The following is a 21,831-nucleotide window of genomic DNA, read 5'->3' on the forward strand; positions in this document are numbered from 1 at the left end:
TCATTCTCCCTCTTTTCTGAAGAAAAGAGCGCCAAAAGGAGGAAGGGTCAGAGAAAGGGAGTAGCGCATAGAATTCCCCGGCCGATCCCAAGCTCTCTGCCCACCTAAATTGCCCACTCCATCTCCTCCATAGACCTCTCCATCACTGTTCAGAAGTTCTAACCAATACCCTCCCTCTGAAACCTCCACATCATATTGAAACCTTGGGACTGGGGTAAAATTGAAAAGAGCTAAAATAGGAGGAATCCCCTTTGCCCTTCGTAAAAAACCCAGAACACTGGCAGAACTGTCGGAACACCCTATCCACTCAAACCCTCCCCGGATAAAATCCCATCCATGAAGAGACTGTTCCTCTGTATAGAAGCGATTCAAATCTTGCACCCACCGCTGTAAGTTTTTATGAACCTTTTCACCGAGTAACCACCAATCTACAGCCCTTTGATGGTCCCATTCCCTGCATTGCCCAAATTCTCCTCCCATAAAAATTAATTTCTTTCCTGGATGGGCATACATATATCCAAATAAGAGTCGTAATTGAGCAAATTTTTGGTTCAGATCACCTGGCATCTTCCAAAGAAGAGATCGTTTCCCATAAACAACCTCATCGTGAGAAAAGGGGAGCACAAAATTTTCCGAAAATGCATACATAAAGCTGAACGTCAAATCATTCTGGTGGAATTGCCTGTAGAATGGATCAAGAGACATATAGTCTAAGATATCGTGCATCCATCCCATATTCCATTTAAGGCTAAAGCCCAACCCCCCATCATAAGGAGGCTTCGTAACAAGAGGCCATGCTGTGGACTCTTCAGCAATAGTCTGAACGGAAGGGAAGCGATAAAAAATAGCCTGATTCAGCTTCTGGAGAAAGGAAACTGCCTGCAAGTTTTCCCTGCCACCATACTTGTTAGGAACCCATTCTCCATCTTTCCTTCCATAATCTAAATAGAGCATCGAAGCCACGCCATCGACACGAAGCCCATCTGCATGATAATAATCAAGCCAAAACAATGCGCTGTTTATTAAGATCTCTGCCACTTCTGTTCTCCCATAATTGAAAAGATAGCTCTTCCATTCTGGATGGATCCGTTGCTTCATATCCAGGTGTTCATACAGAGCCGTTCCATCAAAAGAGGCTAAGCCATGACTATCAGAAGGGAAATGAGAAGGAACCCAATCGAGAAAAACAGCAATTCCTGCCTGATGAAGAGCATCGATAAGAAACATAAAATCCTGAGGGATACCGTATCGTCGTGTTGGAGCGAAAAAGCCTGTCACTTGGTATCCCCAAGATCCATAGAAAGGATGCTCCATAACAGGCATAATCTCTACAGCGGAGAACCCCATTTCTTTTACATAAGCAACTAAATGCGAAGCTATCTCTTTATAATTCAACCATCTTTCATCGGAAGACCTCATCCACGATCCAAGATGCACTTCATAAAAAGTAAGAGGATATTGTGCCCAATCTATGCTTTTTCTTTTGTCAAGCCACTCGTTATCTCCCCACAAATAATCCAGAGTCGTAATAACTGAAGCTGTTTTAGGAGGCTCTTCCCATAAGAAAGCAAACGGATCTCCCTTATCAAAAAACTCTCCGAAAAGAGTCTCCACGTGGAACTTGTATCGATCCCCTAGTTGAGCCCTAGGAATAAATCCCTCCCATATGCCACTTCCATCCGCTCGTTGATTCAAAAAATGAAGGGATGGATTCCACCCGTTAAAATCGCCAATGATGGATACGTGGCATGCGCTAGGAGCCCAGAGAGCAAAATATGTTCCTTCTACGCCCTCAACGGATAAGGGATGAGCTCCCATTTTCTCATAAAGAGCATAATGAGTTCCTTCCTTAAATAGATAAACGTCAAATTCCGAGAAGAGAGAGAATTTTTCCTGTTTTTCCATTCGCCGTGCCCCTCACTTCCGAAACAAAATATAATTTTTTAAATTATACCAATCTTCCAAGTTGTTGGTGTAAAATGATCGTGCTCCCATGTTACATTTGGAGGTGAGAGCATGAGCCACAGGGGAGCTGGAATTCTATTGCCAATCTTTTCTCTACCATCTCGTTGGGCTATAGGAGATTTTGGGGGAAGTGCCAGGAATTTTGTAGATTGGTTGGCACAAGCTGGACAATCTTATTGGCAAATTTTGCCTTTAACACCTACTGAAGTGGGGCTCGGAAATTCTCCCTATAGCAGTATCTCTACTTTCGCTTGTTCTCCGCTCCTCATCTCTCTGGATGATCTTGCTAATGAAAGATTTCTAGAGGGAAAAGACCTATCCCCTCCTATTTCGCATTCTCAGCTTTCTGTGAATTATGAGCAAGCCCAAGAGGAAAAACTACCTCTTCTCAAAAAAGCTTTTTATTCTTTTTTAAGGCAGAAAGGCTCTGATCCTCTTCTCTACTTTCTGGAAGAACAGGAAATATGGCTCAAAGACTTCGCTCTCTTTGTCACCCTTCGCCGTCTCCATAACAATCTTTCTTGGAATTGCTGGCCTGAACCTTTTCGTTTCCGATCCCCTCAAGCTCTAAAAAAGATTTGGAATGAATATGAAGAGGAAATTTTCCTAACCATCTTCATTCAATTTATCGCCTATTCCCAAATGAATAGGTTAAAAAATTATTGTCAGAAACATAATATCTGCCTCATTGGTGATCTCCCTATTTATGTAAGTTATGACAGCGCCGATGTATGGAGCCACCCTGAATTTTTTCAACTTGATTCTCAACTTAAGCCCGAATTTATTGCTGGAGTTCCCCCAGACTACTTCAGTTCTACAGGGCAACGATGGGGGAATCCTCTCTATAAGTGGATTTTATTAAAAGAAGATAACTTTCAATGGTGGATGAAACGCATTTCCTACGCCCTGAATTTTTTCCATATCTTAAGAATCGATCATTTTCGAGGACTTATCGCATATTGGTCTATTCCCTCTCATGAAAAAACCGCTGTACATGGCCATTGGGAACAAGGGGAAGGGGAGAGTTTTTTATCGTGCCTTAAAAAAAACTTTCCCTCTATGCCTTTCGTAGCAGAAAATCTAGGGATTATTACACCTGACGTGACAGCAATGATGAAAAAATACGAGCTCCCGGGGATGCTTGTTCTCCTGTTTGCTTTCGACAGTTCTATGCCACAGAACCCCTATATTCTCCATAATCACCGCCCCGAGAATATCGTATATACGGGAACACATGACAATAATACAGCTCGCGGGTGGTTTGAAGAAGAGGCTCTATTAGAAGAGAAAAAGCGACTTATAACTTATACCGGTCAGGAAGTTACCTCATTTAATGTAGCTTCAGTCTTCATTCGAATGGCTCTCATGTCTGTAGCCTCTGTGGCCATAATTCCAATGCAAGATATTCTTAACCTTGGAAGTTCCAGTCGCATAAACACTCCTTCGCTATCGAAAGGAAATTGGGAATGGAGAGTTCCCAATACAGCCTTTACAGAACAACTTTCTTCTTCTCTGTTCCTTCTTTCACAAACATATGGGAGAACCTAACAAAAAGAAGGTGAGTCGTAATGTCTTCCTATTCTCGGGCAACTTTGGGACGGGCTATTCAAGATTTTACGGGACAGGACCCTTCGTTCCGCACAGTAGCCTATTTTTCAATGGAAATAGGAATTAAATCTTCTATCCCTACGTATGCAGGCGGCCTTGGTCTTCTTGCTGGAGATATGTTAAAAAGCGCCGCTGACCTTGGGGTCCCTATGGTAGGCGTTACCCTCCTATATCGCAAGGGATACTTTGAACAGGCGTTCACTAAAGAAAACTGGCAAATAGAAAAACCTTCAACTTGGGATCCAGCTGCAGAACTTACTTTGCTGCCTAATCAGATATCAGTGTCTATACAAGGTCGTGATGTTCGAATTAGAGCTTGGAGTTATGAGATATCCGGTCTTACAGGATATACCGTTCCTATTTATTTTCTCGATACAGACTTTGAATTGAACCAACCTGAAGATCGTCAATTTACATGGTCTCTCTATGGCGGAGATATTCTTTGTCGTCTATGTCAGGAAATTATCTTGGGAGTAGGAGGTCTTAGGATCTTAAGGGATTTAGGTTACAACAACATAGAAACTTTTCATCTTAACGAGGGACATGCAGGCTTTTTAACTCTCGAACTTATGCGGGAAATGGGTTATTACGACCCTCAAAAGGTTCGAGAACAGGTAGTATTTACAACACATACACCTGTTGCAGCAGGACATGATTATTTCAAATATGACCTGATAGAAAAAACTATGTCGGAAGATGCTCTCGCCACCTTAAAACGCATGATGCCTTCAGAAGGAGTTTCGATGACAGAGCTGGGATTCCGATACAGTCATTTCGTAAACGGGGTGTCAAAAAAACACGCAGAAGTAAGTCGCAAGCTTTTTAATGTGCCTAATATCCAAAACGTCACAAATGGGATACACCCCATGACTTGGATCAGCCCTGGGATAAAAAACCTCCTTTCTCGACACATTCCAGGATGGGAGAACGAACCTGGCCGTCTTATTCAAGCTCTAGCCCTACCGTCAGATGAGCTTTGGAAGGTTCACCAGGCCTCTAAGATGCGCCTTTTGACATACGTTCTTGAAGAAACCGGATGGGATTTAAAATCTGACATTCTCACTATAGGTTTCGCACGAAGAGCCGCCACATACAAACGAGCTGACCTTATATTTTCCGATATAAAAAGACTCACGCAAATAGGGCACGGGAAGCTGCAACTGATTTTTTCAGGTAAAGCCCATCCCAAAGACGAGGGCGGGAAAGCCCTTATACAAGAAATTTTAAATATATCAAATAAGGTCAATCTCTTTATCCCCATTATTTACCTCCCCAATTACACTATGGATTTAGGACGACTCATGACGCAAGGTGTAGACCTGTGGCTCAACACACCGCTTCGGCCAAGAGAAGCTTCGGGAACGAGTGGAATGAAGTGTGCATTAAATGGAGTTATGAATTTTTCTGTCTTGGACGGGTGGTGGATTGAGGGATGGATAGAAGACATAACAGGTTGGTCTATCGGACCTGAACCTAGCAGCTCAGATCTTCATGTCTATAACGAGTCACAGGATGCTTTGGACCTTTTCGATAAGCTTGAGAAAAAAATCATCCCCACTTATTACGATGATAGGAACAAGTGGATAAATATGATGAAAAATACAATAGCAATCAACAGCTGCTACTTTCATACACACAGAGTGGTAAAGGAGTATTGTGAAAAAGCATATGGCATAGCCTTTCGAGGTATGTAATGAGAGAGGAAGGTGACGTACGTTGAAAGTTCTTCATGTCGCTACTGAAATGGCCCCTCTTTCGAAAGCAGGAGGATTGGGAGATGTGGTAGGCTCGCTTCCCAAAGCCCTGAAAAAACTGAATATAGACGTACGTGTTATCACTCCCGCCTGGCCTGGAGTTCTTGAAAGAGCCAATAAGAAAGGAGAGAAGCTGACTCGTTTGCCTGCGCAACTTCACGCTGCCCTTAAATGGCAGGTCTATAGCGGGAAAATATGGAAAGCGGTAATTGATGGGGTTCCTGTTTTTATCCTTGAGAATCCTAATTTATTTGAAGGAATTCCCATATATCCCCACGAAATGACGTCAGATAGCGTGCTTCCCTTCGCCTTTCTTTCTTTTGCCGCCCTTGAGCTAGAAAAACGGACCCGTTGGATTCCAGATATTATCCATTGTCATGATTGGCCTTCAGCCTTAGTACCCATAGCGCTCTCGTGGCATAAATATTATCGTAACAAAACACTTCAACCAGCTACACTCTTCACTATCCATAATGTAGCGCATCAAGGAATATTGCCGTTTCATGTTCTAGACGAGTGGGGAATTGGGGATGAAGCTTTTACTATTTACGGGCTAGAATATTTTGGTCACGTTAATCTGTTAAAAGGAGCTATTATAACCTCAGATCTCGTAACAACAGTAAGCCCTCGATATGCAGAAGAGATACAGACACGAGCCATGGGGTATGGATTAGACGGAGTGTTGCGCGAAAATCACTTTAAGCTCCATGGCGTACTTAACGGCATAGACGAGCAGTGGTCTCCTACTTGCGACCACATTATCCCGTCTTTATACTCGTCTGAAAATTTAGAAGGGAAGAAAGAGTGCCGTAGTGCCTTGCTTAACCAGATTGGATGGAGAGAGGAACACAGTCCATTGCTTCTATCTATAAGCCGAATTACACTACAAAAAGGATATGACATTTTACTTCCAGCTCTCCCAGAATTATTGAAACTAGGGTTTCGGTGTATTTTTATCGGTTCCGGTAATCCTGATTTTGAAATGCATCTCCACAAAACAGCAAAAGATTATCCCGACCACGTTGTTTTTTTCAATGGGTTTCATGAAGAGTTTTCTCATACTGCCTATGCTGGTTCTGATATGCTTCTCATGCCTTCTCTCTACGAACCTTGCGGCTTAGCTCAACTGATAGCCTTACGCTATGGAACTGTCCCCATAGTAAGAGAAATAGGCGGGTTGGCAGACACTATAAAAGATGCCGATCATGACAAGGAAGGATATGGATTTACCTTTGAAACCTACACCGCCTCCTCTCTTTTTGAAACAGCTCAAAGAGCATTTAATGCCTTTCGTGACAGAAAACGTTGGGAAGAGATAGTAAAGCGTGGCATGGGGCAGGATTTTTCATGGAATGCATCATCACTCCATTACAAAAAAATTTACGAAAGCGCTCTCATGAATAAAAAGAAAGGACGGTAAAGATTCTACCGTCCTCCGTTAACTCCATTCGTTTGAAAAATAGATGTCCAATAATCATAAAAATAACTGGAATACGTTTGCCCATCTGCTAATGGCATAGAGAGTCTTTCCTTGAGATCAGTTTCTATTTTACCTGAAAGGGCAAAGCTATTTCCAGCCTCTTCAAGAGCATCGAGATATCTATTAACACTGTCTGCTGCCTCTGCACTCCTTTGATGAAGGAAGTCGGACTGTGATCGATATATTTCCAGAGCTACATGTCCTCCTTCTATGTTTTCCGCTAAAACATGCATATAGCTGCTCAAAGAATGGAAAGACTTTTCTTCAGAAAAACTGCCACTTCCCATCACAACAATGGGAAGCGGCTCCTTTCTATCTCGAAAACAAAGCTTCACTCGAGCATTGTCAGAGGATGTCTCTGGACGAAAACACGGGAGAAGCCTGTCAATAAAGGCCTTCATAATAGCAGTAACCCCTAAAAAATGGAGCGGGGTCGCAAGTATCACCACATCAGCCTCTACAAAACATTTCAGCAGCAGACGCATATCGTCTTGAAGAAGGCACCGACCAGGAGTTTTCGTCCAACAATATAAAGAACCAAGACACGGATGGATAACCTTCTCACTGAGAGAAATTGCGTGGGTTTCTGCGCCTCCTCTCCTTGCCCCTTTTAAAAACGTGTTTATCATCATAGCCGTTGCCCCTCGCGCACCGCGTGGGCTGCCGTTAAAAGCCCATAGCCTCACCAATCTCACCTGCTTTGAAATGAAAAATCAGTTCAATTTTAAAATGTTTTTAAGCCCTTCCTGAATAGCTTCTTCAAGAAGTTTCTCTGGTTCCTGTTCTTTTTTGGTAGGCTGCTGTTCAGTAGGCTCTTCCTGAGATGGAGTTGGAGCTGTCTGCTCTACAGGCGCTTTCTGAGGAACCTGCTGCTGCGCTCCCTGAGGGGCGGGGGCTATTTTAATACTGGAAAAGCTAGGATTAGCAATAGTACCACCTACATAAAAAGATACATCTCTGAAATCAGGCTTCTCCAATCCTGTTTTGGCTCCCGATAGGGCCCCTCTCACCACATCTTCCAAAGATTTTCCTGAACCCGCGCCAAGAACGCCCGCTACTCCTCCAAAAAGAGCATTTAATACCTGTATATTTGCGTCCCCACTACACTGAAGCCCTAAGGAAGTATCAAATCCAATTGGCCCGGAAGCCTTAATGAAGCGATAGATCGGATCTCCCTCCACCGCCGTCGCCTTGGCATTATCGAGAAGAATGCGATGAGTTTCCAACTTAAATGGAGCTACTACTGAAACAAATCGTATAGACGAAAGGCCATAAAGAGCCGCCCCTACCTTTACCGCCTTGAAATCTGTAATAGCCCCTTCTCCCATACGCATTTCGCCTTTTCCATTCAACAAAAACTTTTTGCCGAAGGTTCCAGAAATAGCAGCTGACCCTTTCGCTTTTCCTTGAATATGACCTTTCAGTCCTCCTGTAGCGTCTTGTAAAAGAGGATCCACGTCTACATTTTCCATGCTTACCGTTTTACTGAAAAATCCCTTGCTAAAATCTACCTCTCCTTTCCCAGTGGCTGCACCACCATAAAGGCGAGCCCGACCTTCTGGGAAAAAGAGAGTCATCCCCTTGAGGATAAAGGGGTATGAGATGTCATTAAATTTTATTCCAGCTATGGAACATGCCGGGGAAGAAAGGGCCCCCTTCCCGCTACTGGTACTCCCTGAAATAGTTCCATCAAATTTTACACTAAAAGATCCTGTTGGTTTATATGCAACAGCCTCTGGGAATCCCGATGAAAGAGAAGCTATGTCGAGTCCTTTGCCATCGAAGACAATCTCAGCAGCAGGAGTTTCTTTTTTAAGGTAGAAAGCACCGGAAGCAGTAAGCGAACCACCGCCAACAGCTGCGTTAAAATTCTTTAAAGTCAGTTTTTCAACATTGCCTACAAGGCTTCCCGTCATATTTGTGAAAGACAATCCTGAAAAGACAACTCGCGAAGAGTTCATATCCACCGAAATAGACGGATTATCAGACCGACCTTTCAACGTAATGGCGCCATCAAGGATCCCCGACATCGGGTAGGATAATTTTCCTGCACGAGCTAAAACACCGAGATCCCCATTTTTTACTGCGAAAGAAAGATCCACGTCAGCTGGCTCTTTAGGCTTTATTTTAACCGTTCCCGACCCGGAAATCTCACCTGCCCCAAGAGTGGCACGAGCCTGAGTTAGTGATATCCGTTCCTGAGAAACATCAATACGAGCTAATATTTTCTCTGCACCTATACCAGCAAAGCCCATAGCACCAGCAGAAAGGTTAAGTTCCACCTCTTTAGGTACCCCCTCTTTGAAAGTAAATGCCGTTCCCATATCCATATTCGCAACATATCCCCGCCCCATAAACCCAAGATGTGTTGAACGAAGAGACATCTGCACACCAGGAGTAGAAAGGGTGCCAGATATATGTGCCGTTCCTGTTACTGAACCACGAAGTTCATACTCCTTTAAAGCAGGGACGAAAGATTCCAGAACTCGAGGCTCTACATTGGGAACTTCAAAAACAAGATCCAGAGAAGGAGACGGCTGGGAAACATGAGCTATGCCTCCCCTCCCTACAAGAGGAATTCCACGCCATCGACCTTTCGCCGTAGAAACTGATAGCGTGTCATTTTGGAAAATAAAAGCTAAAGCCAGATCATCCATAGATTCTTCCCCTACAGCTATATGATTAGACCATACCGATCCTTCTAAACGAGGCTGAGCCATACGCCCTTTCACAGTTACATCACCACTTACATCTCCTATAGGTTTCACTTTAGGAGGTTGAGGAAAGGAAGCCGCGATTTTACCAATATCGAGACTTCGTGCCGCAACATTGATATTAAGAAGGGGATCCTTTTGTATCTGAGCTATCGTACCTTTCAATGAGAGAGCCCCTTTGTCTAGCATAGACGTTCCATTTACAGTAGCGGTAGAATCCTTAAAAACAACTGTCAACATATTATTTCGAAGATCCTGCCCGTAAGCTTCAATTTGCGAAGCTTTTAAATCTATGCTTCCTGAAAGTGCCGTTACAGAACCCTTTAGGGAAACTGAAAAAGAATCCACTGTTCCCTTAACAGAAGACAGGGCAGGGAATTTATCTCGAAGATTGGCAAGAGACACCTTCTCGCCTCTAAGGGCAAGATCCAGGGATGGCACTTTTCCAGGAGCAAATGCCGCTGTCGCTCGTCCTTGAAGAGGCAATGCAAACACTGCCCCCTGCAGGTTATCGAGATCTAAGCGGAAATTCTCATATTTCAGGTCGCTCTCGACCTCCTGTACTGGATACCCTGCTAGAGACACACCCGCAAAAGAAAGATGACCTTGAAGTTGGGGATTATCCCACGTTCCATTAGCAGAGAAACGGACAGAAAGAGTCCCATCGTAACTATCCATAGGAAGAACTGGCCAAAGGTGTACGATTTGAGCTACATTCAATTTATTGAGATCCCCTTTCAACGAAAGGGCGGGCATGACACTTCCATTTACCTTTACTTTTCCATCGCCCACACGTAGATCGAGATCTTTCAGGTCCAGTCCTTTTTCAGTCCGCTTCAAAGCAATATCCCCTTTAACCGGAACACTGTTCATGGCTATATCTAGAAATGTTTTTATACTTTCTCGCCCAAGAGAAATTGAAGCTTTTGTGATAGAAGTCTCCCCCCACGGAGAGCGAACGACTCCTCCCTTTAGAGCTAGCTCTTCTACTGGACTTTCTCCACCACCAGGTTGCACTTTCATAGAAGCAATCTCTTTAGCTAATAAATCCGCATCTGCCATAATACCTTCGATTGCCACCTGAGAGAGACGAGGATTTTTCGACAAAACTGACATAAGGTTTATTTTTACCCCAATCGACTCCGCCGAGAAGAGAACGTTCTCTCCCTTTCTTAAGTGAAGACCATAAAGCTTATATCCTCGCAAAGGATTGCCCGTGACACTATCGATAGCAAGATCTGCCCCCATGATGGTAGCTGCGGCCTGACTAGCCTCTCGTTTTACCAAGTCTCCGCCAATATTCAAACTTCCCACAATGAGAAGTAAGCCTACTATCCCTACAGCTACAAAAAGAGCGAGGGTCATTTTTCTACTTCGTTTCATCCATTGCACCTCCTCGGCGTCTTCCCGTCTTCTCCTTTTACCTATTGTTGCTCCTCACAAAACCGTCCTTCCGCAACTATTACTGTTTTCCCTTTCAAGTAAGCATGGCATTGACTCTTCGACTCGTTAAATTGCAGAGATACCCAATTTATTCCTCCAGGATTATGCACCTCCACTGGTGAGGACATATCGAAAACTATAGCCGAGGCAATAGCTGAAGCTACGGAACCTGTCCCGCAGGAAAGAGTCAGATCTTCTACTCCTCTTTCATAAGTGATACTCTGTAACGCAGACTGGCCTGTTTTCTCTACAAAATTAACGTTTGTTCCCTTGGGAAAACGTTGCGTATCATGCCGAATTGTCCGTCCTATAAAAACCAGCTCATCTCTCGAAAAACCATGGAGATCCTCCACAAATAGCACACAATGAGGGACTCCAACTACAAGGTATACGAAGGGGAAAGTCATTCCTTCCACTGTAAGATTCTCCCCCCAAAAACCTTCTGAAAGATGTATCTCTCCCATATCAAGTTCTACATAAGCTCCTTGAACTGTAGCACGAATCGCACCAGCTAATGTCTCAAATACCATTTGCTCCCCTGCCAGCATCTTTTTTTGAGCATACCTGGCAATACATCGAGCTCCATTTCCACACATTTCCGCTTCTGAACCGTCGCTATTGAAAAGCCGCATTTTAAAATCATACGTCTTCGATACCTCTACGACCAAAAGCCCGTCGCCGCCTAAAGATTGACGGCGCTCACATACCTTTTGAGCAAGAGCAGATAGCTCTCTGTCAGATAATTTCTTACCCCGATTATCTATAACCACAAAATCATTACCATTCCCTTGGATTTTAACAAATTCCAACAAAGTAAACACCTCGTATTATTCATTAATAATGGCAGAGGTTTTCCTCTGCCATTATTGTACCGTACCTTTTATAAGAAGGCTTCCGTATTTTCCTCAGGCTTTTTGCTCTATAGGTTTAGAAATAAAATAGAACAAGGCACATGATGCAAGGGCTCCTATCGCCAAACCAACGTAAACAGATATTCCCAAGGCCAGAAGAGCATATCCCACAACAGCCCCGAAAGCCGCAACAAAAGCATAAGGCATTTGAGTATTTACGTGATCCATATGATCTGCTCCACTAAACATGGAACTCATAATAGTGGTATCAGAAATAGGACTACAATGGTCTCCCCACACCGCCCCTGCAAAAACAGCGCCAATAGAAGGAAGCAGTATATCTACAAGCTCAGCTCCGTGATTTTGGGCTACAGAATAGACAAGGGGAACAACTATAGGCATAAGCACTCCCATTGTGCCATAAGAAGTACCTGTACAATAAGAGATAACCGCTCCCACAAAAAAAGTGAGGAGAGGAATCCATGCAGGAGATAGAGCACTTCCAGCCACTCTTACAATGTACTGGGCTGTCCCTACTTCCTTAATGGCAGAACTAATAGCCCAGGCAAAAATAAGAATAAGGGTGCCGAAAAAGATAGAGCTCATGCCCTGCAGAAAACCATAGAAGAGCCGTTCCCATGTAGCGAGCCCCTGAATTTTAAAGAAAATAAGAGTGAGAAGCACTGCTCCCGAAGCTCCCCATACTAAAGCCTTCGAACTGTCCCCTTCTCCCATGGCAACTGGCATAGAGACTTCCGGCCATCCCCCGGTTATAAGAAGCATTAAAAGGATGAGCCCCACCATAAAACCAAGAGGAATAAGAAAATTTATAATGCGCTTCGGGAGACCCTCTTCTGGTTGCAAGTCAGCCTGCTTCGTGTTAATAAGAGGCTTAGCACCTTCTCGCAACACGTGTCCAGTAGTTCGGGCTCGACGTTCTGCCTGAAGCATAGATCCCATATCTCGCTCGGAATAAATAACATATGTTAGAAGAATCAAAGCGATAATGTTATAAAAGACAAAGGGAATGGAGCGAAGATAGGCAATGTAAGGAGAATACGTAATTCCAAGGTTGTTGAACTGATTCCCGATCTGCCCCACCATATATGCCACCCATGAGGATATGCCGGCAATACAAGCAATAGGTGCCGAAGTAGAGTCTACTATATATGAAAGTTTTTCTTTCGAAACTCGATATTCATCTGTAATGGGGCTCATTGTCGTCCCAACAACGAGGGCATTTACATAGTCTTCGAAGAAAATGATGAAACCTGAAAGTTCAGCAATGAACATGGCTCCCCTCGCTGTTTCAACCTTTTTCGTAATCCAGCGAACTATTGCCTCTATGCCTCCCCCAATTTGCATAATCCCCACGAGCCCACCCATTGTAAGGCTTGTAAGAACTATTCGAGCCCCCCAGGGATCTCCCAAATTATCCCACAGGAGCTCTACTGCTTTCCCAAAACCTACAATGGGATTCCACCCTGCCACCATAGTACCAGCAAACCAAGCTCCAATAAAAAGAGAAGGAATTACCTCTTTAGAAATAATACAGAGACTAATAGCAATGAATGGTGGCAAAAGAGAAAGAATTCCGAAATCAGGTTTGGCCTCCCCCTCTGCTGCAAAAGCTATACTGGCAAAAAACAGCAGCGTTACTATTACTAGACCAAATTCCATTGGAACTTTCCATCGTCTCAATCTCTTCACCATCATCACTCCCTTTTAAAATAAACTCCCCCAACACCTCCTAAACTTACTAATATCCAGTCAACTGCGCCAAAACAAGGAGGCCCATCTGTACAAGGTAGGAAAGTCCAAAAAGAGGAATAAAGAATTTCCACCACTGCTCCAACGTAACATGGGCAATGCCACACATAATTACAATATTAGCCGACGTAGGGAAAAGCAAATTAGAGAAACCATCACCATACTGAAAGGCTAAGATAGCCGTCTGGCGTGTTACTCCTAAAATATCAGCTAAAGGTGCCATAATAGGCATCGTTGTAGCAGCTTGTCCTGACCCTGATGGAATAAAGAAATTGATCAGCGTCTGGGTAAAAAGCATCCCCTGGGCAGATATAAAACGAGGGAGCCCAGAAAGAGGAAGAGATAACCCGTAAATAACGGTATCTATTACGTTTCCATCTGCTAAAACAACAAGGACACCTCTAGCCAATCCTACAACGAAAGCACCACCTACAACATCACTACATGCGCTTGAATACTCTTGAGCGATTCTATTAGGCGACCAACCAGCAGTGAGTCCGCTCAATATACCCATAGATAGGAAAAGCCCACACAGCTCATTGAACCCCCATCCCTTTTTTAATGTCCCGTAGACAAGAAGCACCATAGTCACAGCCACTATGGACAAAACACCCCTATCTCTCCACGATGTAGAGTTATTTTCTATATCCTCCTGTTTCATAGCGACATGGTCATAGTTTGTGCCGTTCACCAAACTAGTCGAAGGGTCTCTTTTTACTTTCCTGGCATATCGCAAGGTCCACCAAATAGCTATAGCTGTAAAAAGAGCCCAGTGAAAGAAACGGAACCCTAATCCCGAGAAGAGGGGAACCTCTGAAACTTTTTGAGCAATACCAACGGTATATGGATTTGTCATAGAAGCAGCAAAACCAATACCTGTAGATAACCCAACAATAGCCAAACCAACCATCGCATCATAACCAAGCGCAATAGCAAGGCCTACAAAAAGAGGTATAAAACCGTAAAATTCGGAAAACATGCCAAATAATGAGGCGCCTAAACTAAAAACAATGGAAAATAGAGGAATGAGAAGAACGTCTTTCCCCTTAGTAATATGTAGAAGCCCGCTAACAAAACTATTCATGGCCCCAGTTTTTACTACAATACAAAAAGAAGCATACGGGAGAAACACTAAAAAAATAATATCTGCCGCAGCAACCATGCCTTTATAAATGGAAATCATGGTTTCAAAAGGTCCGACAGGAGAAGGCTCCACTGTATGATAACTTCCAGGGACAAGAACCTGCCTCACCTGGTTGGGTCCAATTTCGAGAGCTTGGCGATCAAACTGCCCAGCTGGCAAAATATGGGTAAGAAAAGCAGCAAAACAAATCATTAAAAAGAGCAGCACAAAAACATGGGGCAATTTGAATTTCTTTTTTTCTCCGGGCAATGTTGAGCTCGTCGAAACTTCTTCCTTATAACTCATTATGTCCATCCTTTCTCTGTCCAAAGTGAAATATGTAGAAACTAAGAGCGCAAGTGTTCAGGAATTTCTTCCCCTCGAAGAAGATCGTCGTAGCTTTGACGCTTTACAATAGCATGAGCTTCTCCTTCATGAACAAGGACCACTGCTGGACGAGGCAAACGATTATAGTTACTCGCCATAGAGAAGGTATAAGCACCTGTATTAAAGACTGCCAGAACATCTCCTCTCCTGATAGAGTCAGGTACCATAACGTCTCGCATCAGCACATCGCCGGACTCACAGCATTTACCCACTACGGTTACCTGCTTTACTGCCGGTTCTCCCATTTTATTTGCCAAAACTCCCCAATACTGAGCTCCATACAGTTCTGGTCTTGGATTATCCGTCATACCACCGTCAATTCCTACGTATGTCATAGCTCCCGGGATCTCTTTTATGCTCCCTACGCGATAAAGAGTAATTCCAGCTTCCGATACAACCCATCGCCCGGGCTCAATAAGCACGGAAGGGAGAGAAATACCCTCTTTTTCTGATTCCTCTCGAATTCTGGTCATTATGGAATCTGTAAAATAGGCAAGGGGCTTTCTTCCCTCATCAGGTTGCTGTGGAACGCCAAAACCTCCCCCTATGTTCAACTCCTCTGTAACAAACCCTATATTTCGAGAAAGGGCCCCCATCCAATGGACCAAGACATCTACCGCCAAGAGGTGTGACCGATTGCTTTGAAGTTGTGACCCCACATGAAAATGGAACCCTTTCAGAACCATATGGTCTGAATCCATTACACGCCGAACAAGTTGTTCCAAAGAGGAGTCATTTAAAGAGAAGCCAAATTTAGACGTAGAATGCCCTGTAGCTATATATTGATGGGTTTCAGCATCTACGCCTGGAGCTATTCTAAAAAGAAGAGCTGGTCGTACATCTATGGTTCTTGCAGTTTTTTCAACAAGCTCAAGTTCTGATTCACTATCCACAACTATTCTACCTACCCCTGTCTGCATGGCTAGTACAAGCTCTTCCTGAGTTTTGTTGTTCCCATGAAATATTGTTTTCTCCATAGGGAACCCTGCTTTATAAGCTGTATATATTTCTCCGCCGGAAACCACATCAAGACCTAACCCTTCACTGGCAATAATTCTGGCCATCGCAAGAGTTAAAAAGGCCTTGCTCGCGTAAACGGCCCTCGTCCCAGGATATTTATCGAGAAAATCTCTTTTAATTTCACAGCATCGCTCTCGAATCGCCGTTTCTGATACGACATAAAGCGGCGTTCCGAAAGTGTCTGCAAGCTCCACCGTATCGCACCCATCAAAAACAAAATGTTTCTCCTCAGCAAACATCTCTGTTCCTCCTCATAAAAAAAGCAGCCCGTCCCCGAAGGGACGAGCTGCTTATGCTCGCGATACCACCCTGCTTGGATATTCTCAAACAACGAATACCCCTCTCTCGTCTGATAACGGAGACAACCCGGAAGCGTACTCCAAGTTTTTATTTTCGCTTTCTCTTTCCGCTTCAGCTCTGCAGGTTTTGAGCTTCCCGACCGTGATAAGAACATCTCTCAGTCTCTGAATGTTCATCCCTGGTATCACTTTTACATCGATTCTGCGCCCTGCTTCATCGCCATTGCTTAAAATATTTGGAGGTATTATAACGAACACCCATTACTCCGTCAACATAATAAAAACTAAATTTTCATATAAATTCCTGAATTGCACAAGACAAACGTTTCACTCCGTCTATAATTTTCTCCTCTCCCACCTTGGCAAAAGAGAGACGCATCCAGAAACGTCCCTCTTCAGGTTTGGAGAAAAATATTTCCCCAGGAATAACAGCCACTTTATGTTTAGCCGCTGCCAAATATGCAAGATCCACGCCATTCACCCCATGGAGCTCACCCCAAAAGAAAAAACCACCCTTGGGAACGACACTTTTAAAGCCTAGAGGATTCAAATATTCTTCCACCGCTGAAGCCATAGCATGACGGCGCTGAGCATATACAGCTCTAATTCTGCGCATATGATGTAAAAATTTTTCTTGCGACACAACATATAATACGGTTTTCTGCAAAAGAGAGGACACTCCTAGTTCTAAGGTCAATCGTAAATACACGGCTTTTTCCATAACTTCAGGGGGAAGCACCATCCAGCCACATCGAAGACCAGGAGCAATAATTTTTGAAAAGCTACCTAAATACACAACATGATTCTCTTTTTCAGCCATACTTAAATATGTACACGCAGGTTCCTCATCAAACCATAATTGACGATAGGGGTCATCTTCTACAACAAAAACATTATGTCTCTTCAACACCTCAAGAATTATTTTTTTCCTCGCTGCAGAGGTGCTGCGCCCTGATGGATTTTGGAAAGTAGGGATCGTGTAGAAGAAACGAATTTTTTCTTGAGATAAGAGAGTCTCTAATTCTTCTGGGATTGGTCCTTCTTCATCGAGAGAGACCGGGAAAAATCTTGCGCCTTCCTTGGCAAATGTCAACATTGCCTCAGGATATGACGGATTTTCGACTATAACTCCATCCCCTTCTTGCAAAAAAAGTTGGGAAAGGATATTAAGCCCCTGCTGTGAACCAGTTGTAAGGAGAATGTTTTCCGCCCCTTTTTCCCCTGAGGACAGACCCTCTTTCGCCATCCATACTGAAATCCACTCTCGCAAAGAAGTATCCCCTGCTGTATTCGGATAGGCTAGAACAGAAAGTTCCGATAATGAAAACTTCAGCCCTTCAGCAATGGCCTCTGTAGGGTACAAATCTTCAGAAGGTTGTCCTGCCGCAAAAGAAATGACACCTGGACGAGAAGCAAACGCCATCATTTCCTGGATGATAGATGGTTGTAGTCGCAATGCTCGGTGGTTAAAAAGAGACTCCCAATACATGTCATCACCTCATTGTAATAATATCTTACTCTTGACATGAAAAATAATTCTGTTAGCATTTTATTATAAACTTTAAGGCATATTCTATATCATAAATAAACAATTGTTTACCATGGAGGTGCGTATATAATGAAACAAATTTCCGTATTTCTCGCTGTAACTCTTCTGTTTTTGTGTTTTCCTTTTCTTGCCTCTGCTGCAGTATTGGGTAGCAATACAATTATAGTAGGGACAGAGAGTACTTATCCCCCTTACGAGTTTCGCGACGAAAAAAATAACCTGCAAGGTTTCGATATTGAACTTATGGAGACTATCGCTAAAAAGCTCGGGAAAAAGCTTGAATGGGTAGACATGCCTTTTGACAGCCTTATCCCCTCTCTTTTGGCAAAGAAAATTCATATTGTTGCCGCAGGGATGAGCGCTACACCTGAACGGGCTAAGCGAGTCGCTTTCTCTACTCCTTATGAAATCTCCATGAGTACCTTTATTGTACAGGCTAAGAACAATTCGATGAAAGAACTCAACGACATGAAGGGGAAAACTATTGCGGTACAGCTGGGGACAGTTCAGGAATCTTTCTCCCGATCTATAGAAGGAGCGGCGGTAAAGACCTTTCAGAAGTTTGACGACTGCGTGCGAGAAGTAATACTCGGCAGGGCAGACGCTTCTCTCATGGACATTCCTGTTGCGAAAAAATTTTTGGAGCAAAGGGATTTTGAAGGAGAAATAGCCGCCGCATTTAAGCAAGAAATTACTGGCGCAGGCAAGGCTATGGCTATTCATTTAGAAGAAAAAGATTTTCTCAATGCTGTTAACAAAGCTCTACAGGAAATAATAGATTCTGGGGAACTTCAAGACCTACAAAAGAAATGGTTTAATAACTGAAAATTCCATCTCTAAAATTAAACAAAATCATTAAAGGGGGGAGGACCTATCTATCGTCCGCCCCCCTTTATATTCTTTTTTACAACTACACAATTACCTGCCTCAACACATAAAGCTGGGCCTTTAGGAATATATTTATTAAGCCATGATATGGCCTCGGCTGAATTCAAGAAAGTTTTCCCAGGGAAAGGAAGTCCCGGCTTTTCAGTCATGAGAGCTGCTGGATGGCCTTTCAGATCAAAAACAACCTTTGACGCGATAAAAGCCGGTATAGTAAAATTTTTTGACAGTTCGGACATGGCCAATTCCGGAGCTTCCATAGCAAGGGCGAGAGACTGAGCGAAAGTACCAGGGCCAGCCCCATCTTCCAAACCTGCACAAAGAAGAATTCCACCTCCCGGGGCAAGGGCTTGCAATACAGCAGAAATAGATTTTGTCGCCTGATAAAGATCAATATCGTAAGGATATCCTCCACAGGAAACGAGTACTAATGGGACTGATTCCTGAATCCACAACGTTTGAAGCAATGAGGCTATCTCCGTTCCGTAGCGCCAGGCACGAATTGGATGTCCTGCTATGTAACAATAAGGGGAACCAGAACTATCTGGAATAACATTGAGCAGAAAACCTTTCCGCGTCCGAAGAACAAGTTCTTCATATTCAGCCATATCTTCTGCCACAGGGTTACCTTCCAATCGCCCACATTCTACACCCGAAGCAAAAGTCTCCCCTTCCAGACACAGGCTATGGTTATGTTGAATAGAGATGCCGTCAGATACACCTGGCAAGAGAGATTTTCGTCCCCCACTAAAACCTGCGAGATCATGATGTACTATTCCCCCCAGAAGGATAAGACTATCTGCTTGAGCCACAGCCTCATGAAGAATAACCGGCGTACCGCGACTGGTTTTTTCTCCTGTATCGATACCCTTTAAACTATCATGGGGCGAAACCACATCGCCAGCAAGAGGAATATCTTCAAGAAGCATTTCCGTCTCTTCCCTTGTGGGCAAACGATGCTGACCTCCACCTATAACCCATGTCACGGGAAAACGTCCGCCAGATCTAATTTCTCGTCGTATAGCTTGGGCCATAAGGGGGACTTGTTCCCACGATCGAGTAGCGTCGGGAACAACAACCGTTATGTCTTTTACATAACGAAGCATCTCTCGCAAAGAAGGGCTTTCATAAGGAGAGCTCAATGCATTTTCAGGAGAGTTAGGAAGGGGCTTGTTTTTACTTTGTACTCCGCTCAATACTGCTCTATCTAAAGAAATTTTTATTTTCCTTCGACCTAAAGCTAAGGATATGTTGGACTTCATATGTTTTAAAGCCCCCCCTTCCATTCATAAAAAGTTTTAGGGCGCCCTGGACGGCCATCTGGAGAAGCTGTTAATCGTACAACCATTCCTCGATCCGCCAGGAAGTCAAGATATCGATGAGCTGTTACATACGCAAGTCCGCTTGCAGCCGCAACCGCATCACAATCCATAGGCCCCTTATGCCTTTTAACGCAATAGATAATTTCTCGCATCGTATCTATGCTAATACCTTTTTTACGAATATCCCAATTCAGTTGATCCCTGTAATTTACCAACTTTTCGTGGAGCCGAAGGCGCGCACGAAAGTCTGGCATCCTAAGGGGTTTCAAAATAAAATCATCGGCCCCCGCCAAGAGGAGGCGAGAAGCCACGTTTTCCTTATCCATTTCTGAAAGGCCAATAAGAACTACTTTTTCTGACAATCCCCTGGCTTTTCGAATAAGCTGCAAGCCACTGGCCACCGGCAACCAAACATCCATCAACAGAAGGTCTACTTCATCATCCTTCACCCAACCTAATGCTTCCTCAGGTTCCACAGTAGAAAAGAAACGCCAATCTTCTTCCTCCGCCATTTTTTCCAGCTGGTAAAGAACATTTCGATCATCATCTATAACGCCTATATGAAGAGTCGTCAATCCTTTACTCCTCCCACACTGTCGTCGCTTATTTGCCACCGTTTATAAACCGCTAGAACACCCATAAATAGGATTATGCCCAATAAAGAAAACTTCCAACCGATGCTTGATGAAAGCTGTTGTGAAGGTTGTACGTTATAAGGAATGCCATATTTCAAGCTGAGATCTTTTAAATTTAAAAGATGAAGGACAGGATACCCCTCTCTCAGAGCTTTCCCTATAAGCCCATCCCCGCCATGATTAGAGGATGTTGGAAGATGAAGCCCTCCAGGTAAAGAAAGAATTTCTTCATCCTCTCCCATATTGGCATGGGATCCCCCAATGCTCACAACAAGTTTAGGAGAAAAATTTCGCACAAGCCTTATCTTTTGATCTATCATTTCCTGCAGATCTTTTCCACGAAGAATGGGAACGCCTTCTTCTGCTGCAGCCCTCTCCATAATGGCTATTCCTTCAGGTGCTATACCACCGCCATTTTCATCATTGCCACCAAGGGTATAATATTGAGCCTTGCTATGCAAAAGGCCTACCCTTCGAAGCTCTGAAGCCATTACAGGCCAAGGAGCTTCCGGCACATTCGCCCCCCATGTAGAGGCTCCCAGCGATACTACGAGAGCGATCTGGAAACCGCCATGTTCTGCAGCCTCTAAAACATTAAGCAACAAGCCTGGAAAAGAGGAGGAAGAAAAGATAGCAATCCTATCTCCTTTCTTGAGACCTAGCCGATGAAATTCCCTGAGAAAAATAGCAGACCAACTTGGTTGGCACGCTGTTCGTTTCGCCTCTAAGCTTCCGAGGGTCGTCGTTAAGGGACTCCATTCCAAGCCAATAAGACCGAGCTGCCACGGATCAGCTCCTCCTGCTCCTATATGAAGATCTTCGCGCCACTGCCATAAATGCAGCTCAGCCTGACGAACGCGCTCCCATACTTTCTTCTCTTCAATGGAAAGCCCCTGTTGCCGAGGGAAAAACCATAGAAACAGTAGGACAATTGCAAGAAAAGAGAGAAGCAGACGATTCTTCCATATAAAACGATGATAGCGCTGCTGATAATCCTTAATGTCGTCGTATTGTGAATATCCCATT

General features: G+C 43.8%; 16 protein-coding genes. 4 read left to right on the forward strand and 12 right to left on the reverse strand.

Annotated elements, in window-relative coordinates; all coding sequences use genetic code 11:
- Positions 1 to 1,905, reverse strand: a complete 1,905-nt coding sequence (gene glgB / locus B3L97_RS02080; RefSeq protein ID WP_286933523.1) for a 1,4-alpha-glucan branching protein GlgB — start codon at positions 1,903 to 1,905, stop codon at positions 1 to 3.
- Between the two features lie 111 nt (positions 1,906 to 2,016).
- On the opposite strand from glgB, the gene malQ reads away from it, so the two are divergent.
- The 3 genes from malQ to B3L97_RS02095 are packed head-to-tail and all read left to right on the forward strand — an operon-like array spanning position 2,017 to position 6,747.
- Positions 2,017 to 3,513: a 4-alpha-glucanotransferase gene (malQ, locus tag B3L97_RS02085; RefSeq protein ID WP_286933528.1), complete on the forward strand. Its 1,497-nt coding sequence runs from the start codon at positions 2,017 to 2,019 to the stop codon at positions 3,511 to 3,513.
- A gap of 20 nt (positions 3,514 to 3,533) precedes the next feature.
- A complete protein-coding gene (glgP, locus tag B3L97_RS02090; protein ID WP_286933531.1) occupies positions 3,534 to 5,267 on the forward strand; it encodes an alpha-glucan family phosphorylase in 1,734 nt (577 codons plus the stop codon).
- A 22-nt stretch (positions 5,268 to 5,289) separates the two neighbouring features.
- Complete coding sequence (locus B3L97_RS02095) at positions 5,290 to 6,747, forward strand: glycogen synthase (RefSeq protein ID WP_024822892.1); 1,458 nt, start codon at positions 5,290 to 5,292, stop codon at positions 6,745 to 6,747.
- A 5-nt stretch (positions 6,748 to 6,752) separates the two neighbouring features.
- On the opposite strand, the gene B3L97_RS02100 is transcribed toward B3L97_RS02095, so the two are convergent.
- The 8 genes from B3L97_RS02100 to B3L97_RS02135 all read right to left on the reverse strand — a co-directional run bounded on the left by B3L97_RS02100 (position 6,753) and on the right by B3L97_RS02135 (position 17,903).
- Positions 6,753 to 7,502, reverse strand: coding sequence for a flavodoxin family protein (locus tag B3L97_RS02100; RefSeq protein WP_349679277.1), 750 nt, complete (start codon positions 7,500 to 7,502; stop codon positions 6,753 to 6,755).
- Positions 7,503 to 7,520: 18 nt separating this feature from the next.
- Positions 7,521 to 10,904: a hypothetical protein gene (locus B3L97_RS02105; RefSeq protein WP_286933548.1), complete on the reverse strand. Its 3,384-nt coding sequence runs from the start codon at positions 10,902 to 10,904 to the stop codon at positions 7,521 to 7,523.
- A 41-nt stretch (positions 10,905 to 10,945) separates the two neighbouring features.
- Positions 10,946 to 11,776: a diaminopimelate epimerase gene (dapF, locus tag B3L97_RS02110; protein WP_286933561.1), complete on the reverse strand. Its 831-nt coding sequence runs from the start codon at positions 11,774 to 11,776 to the stop codon at positions 10,946 to 10,948.
- A gap of 93 nt (positions 11,777 to 11,869) precedes the next feature.
- Positions 11,870 to 13,525, reverse strand: a complete 1,656-nt coding sequence (locus B3L97_RS02115; protein WP_286933566.1) for a Na+/H+ antiporter NhaC family protein — start codon at positions 13,523 to 13,525, stop codon at positions 11,870 to 11,872.
- Between the two features lie 49 nt (positions 13,526 to 13,574).
- A complete protein-coding gene (locus B3L97_RS02120; protein WP_286933569.1) occupies positions 13,575 to 15,014 on the reverse strand; it encodes a YfcC family protein in 1,440 nt (479 codons plus the stop codon).
- 41 nt (positions 15,015 to 15,055) lie between these two features.
- Positions 15,056 to 16,354: a diaminopimelate decarboxylase gene (gene lysA, locus B3L97_RS02125; protein WP_286846189.1), complete on the reverse strand. Its 1,299-nt coding sequence runs from the start codon at positions 16,352 to 16,354 to the stop codon at positions 15,056 to 15,058.
- An 84-nt stretch (positions 16,355 to 16,438) separates the two neighbouring features.
- Positions 16,439 to 16,672, reverse strand: coding sequence for a hypothetical protein (locus B3L97_RS02130; RefSeq protein ID WP_286846190.1), 234 nt, complete (start codon positions 16,670 to 16,672; stop codon positions 16,439 to 16,441).
- 34 nt (positions 16,673 to 16,706) lie between these two features.
- Positions 16,707 to 17,903: a PLP-dependent aminotransferase family protein gene (locus B3L97_RS02135; protein ID WP_286933571.1), complete on the reverse strand. Its 1,197-nt coding sequence runs from the start codon at positions 17,901 to 17,903 to the stop codon at positions 16,707 to 16,709.
- A gap of 129 nt (positions 17,904 to 18,032) precedes the next feature.
- Between B3L97_RS02135 and B3L97_RS02140 the strand changes: the two genes are divergently transcribed.
- A complete protein-coding gene (locus tag B3L97_RS02140; protein ID WP_286933576.1) occupies positions 18,033 to 18,788 on the forward strand; it encodes a transporter substrate-binding domain-containing protein in 756 nt (251 codons plus the stop codon).
- A 50-nt stretch (positions 18,789 to 18,838) separates the two neighbouring features.
- Here B3L97_RS02140 and B3L97_RS02145 read toward each other — a convergent pair whose 3' ends face one another.
- The 3 genes from B3L97_RS02145 to pgsW are packed head-to-tail and all read right to left on the reverse strand — an operon-like array spanning position 18,839 to position 21,830.
- A complete protein-coding gene (locus tag B3L97_RS02145; RefSeq protein ID WP_286933584.1) occupies positions 18,839 to 20,110 on the reverse strand; it encodes a lactate racemase domain-containing protein in 1,272 nt (423 codons plus the stop codon).
- A 5-nt stretch (positions 20,111 to 20,115) separates the two neighbouring features.
- On the reverse strand, positions 20,116 to 20,745 hold the full coding sequence (locus B3L97_RS02150; RefSeq protein WP_024822881.1) for a response regulator: 630 nt from the start codon (positions 20,743 to 20,745) through the stop codon (positions 20,116 to 20,118).
- Positions 20,742 to 21,830 (reverse strand): poly-gamma-glutamate system protein, encoded by a 1,089-nt coding sequence (pgsW, locus tag B3L97_RS02155; RefSeq protein ID WP_034327071.1) that lies wholly within the window; start codon positions 21,828 to 21,830, stop codon positions 20,742 to 20,744. The genes B3L97_RS02150 and pgsW overlap by 4 nt, the downstream gene beginning before the upstream one ends.
- Position 21,831 lies beyond the last annotated feature (1 nt).

This window comes from Aminobacterium sp. UBA4834, assembly GCF_002400205.1.
Taxonomy (GTDB): Bacteria; Synergistota; Synergistia; order Synergistales; family Aminobacteriaceae; genus Aminobacterium; species Aminobacterium mobile.